1 protein-coding gene and 1 tRNA gene are annotated in these 1702 nt (G+C 69.2%); both read left to right on the forward strand.

The window, feature by feature from the left end; genetic code table 11:
* Nucleotides 1-518: 518 nt before the first annotated feature.
* Nucleotides 519-600 (forward strand) — tRNA-Leu (locus ABT015_RS37880).
* Between the two features lie 139 nt (nt 601-739).
* Nucleotides 740-1612, forward strand: coding sequence for a Bax inhibitor-1/YccA family protein (locus ABT015_RS37885; protein WP_350887894.1), 873 nt, complete (start codon nt 740-742; stop codon nt 1610-1612).
* The last annotated feature ends 90 nt before the right edge of the window (nt 1613-1702 follow it).

A 1702-nucleotide genomic window follows, 5' to 3' on the forward strand; every position in this document is an offset into this window, starting at 1 on the left:
AAGTCGACGCTGACGTTGTCGAGGGCCACGACGCGGGTCTCCCCGTCCCCGTAGACCTTGTTGAGGCCGGTGGCGCGGGCGGCCGCCAGGCCGGTCCGGACGGCGGTTGCGGTCGGCGTGGTCACGGGGGTGCTCCTTGGTGGTCGCGGGCTGCGGGAGACGCGCTGGGCGCCTGGACGGCCGGGCCGCCAGGGGCGCCCGGCCGTACCTCCATGCTCCGCCGTGTGATCATGAGTTCTCGTCGCTCCGCCGGACGGTTGGCCTGACCACCGCTGGGCGTACGGCCAGGTGACGCCCTCCTCCTGGGGTATGACGCCGACCCTGAGCGCTGGGCGGTGGCCGGAACTCGCGCACTTCGTGGCCGAATTGCGGACTGTTCGTCAGATCGCAAGGAAACATGACAACTTCCCTGGCTGGGAACATGCGAAAGGGTGAGCCGGGCGACTAGGCTCTGGGGTGGCCCGCACCGGGGGTGGAGCGTTTCTTCTCCGGCCGATGGAGGGGCCCGTCCGCAGGACGCCCGGATGGTGGAACGCAGACACGGGCAGCTTAAAACTGCTTGGCCGCGAGGCCGTGCCGGTTCGAGTCCGGCTCCGGGCACCGCTCGACTCGCGGGGGCGCCGACGGCGTCCCCGCCGGGAGTCCTTCAGTGATCCTCCTCGCGGCGTATCCCGATATTTTTGCCAAGCCATTACCCTGGTGGCTGGGCGGTGCAGTGCCGCCACGGAGGGAATGTGCAATGAGAAGCAGCAACCCGGTCTTCTCGCGGGAGGGGTCCTTCACCCGCGAGCCCGGCTACGCGGGGTTCGGTACCACCACGCAGGCCGGGGGCCAGTACGGCAACAACCCCTACGCGGGGACCCCTTACGCCCAGCAGCCGCAGGCGCAGGGCCCGATGACCGACGAGCAGCTGTACGAGATGTACAACGGGCCGTCAGCCGGCCCCGCGGCCACCGGGCGGATGACGCTCGACGACGTGGTCGCGCGCACGGCCATGACGCTGCTGACCCTGGTCGCCGGCGGTGCGGTGGCCTGGTTCGCGCTGCCGTTCGAGAACTACGGCTACGCCATCGGCGCCTCGGTGGTCGCCTTCATCGTCTACCTGGTCATCGCCTTCAAGCGCAGTGTCAGCCCGCCGCTGATCCTGACGTACGCGGCTCTCCAGGGCTTCGCGCTCGGTGCCGTCTCACACGCCTTCAACACCATGCTGAACGGCATCGTGCTCCAGGCGGTGCTCGGTACGGCGGCGGTCTTCGCGGCGATGCTGTTCGCCTACAAGAGCGGCAGGATCCGGGTCACCGCGCGCTACCAGCGGATCGGCATCGCGATCGCCATCGGCTTCGTGCTGCTGATGCTGGTCAACATGATCGCGATGGCCTTCGGCGCCGACATGGGCCTGCGATCGGGCCCGCTGGGCATCGTGGTCGGCCTGGTCGGCATCGGCCTGGGCGCGTTCTTCCTGTCGCTGGACTTCGCGGCGGTCGAGGAGGCCATCGCCCAGGGCGCGCCGCAGCGCGAGTCCTGGCGGGCCGCCTTCGGGCTGACCCTGTCGCTGGTCTGGATCTACATGGAGATGCTGCGCCTGATCGCGATCCTGCGCGGCGACGACTAGGGCGCGTATTCGGTCGTGATCAACGGGTCCGGGTGAGGTCCTTGATCCAGATCATCGCGCCACGGAGGTGGAGGCCTGCGAGGTAGCTGT

Source organism: Kitasatospora sp. NPDC094016, from assembly GCF_040304045.1.
GTDB lineage: Bacteria > Actinomycetota > Actinomycetes > Streptomycetales > Streptomycetaceae > Kitasatospora.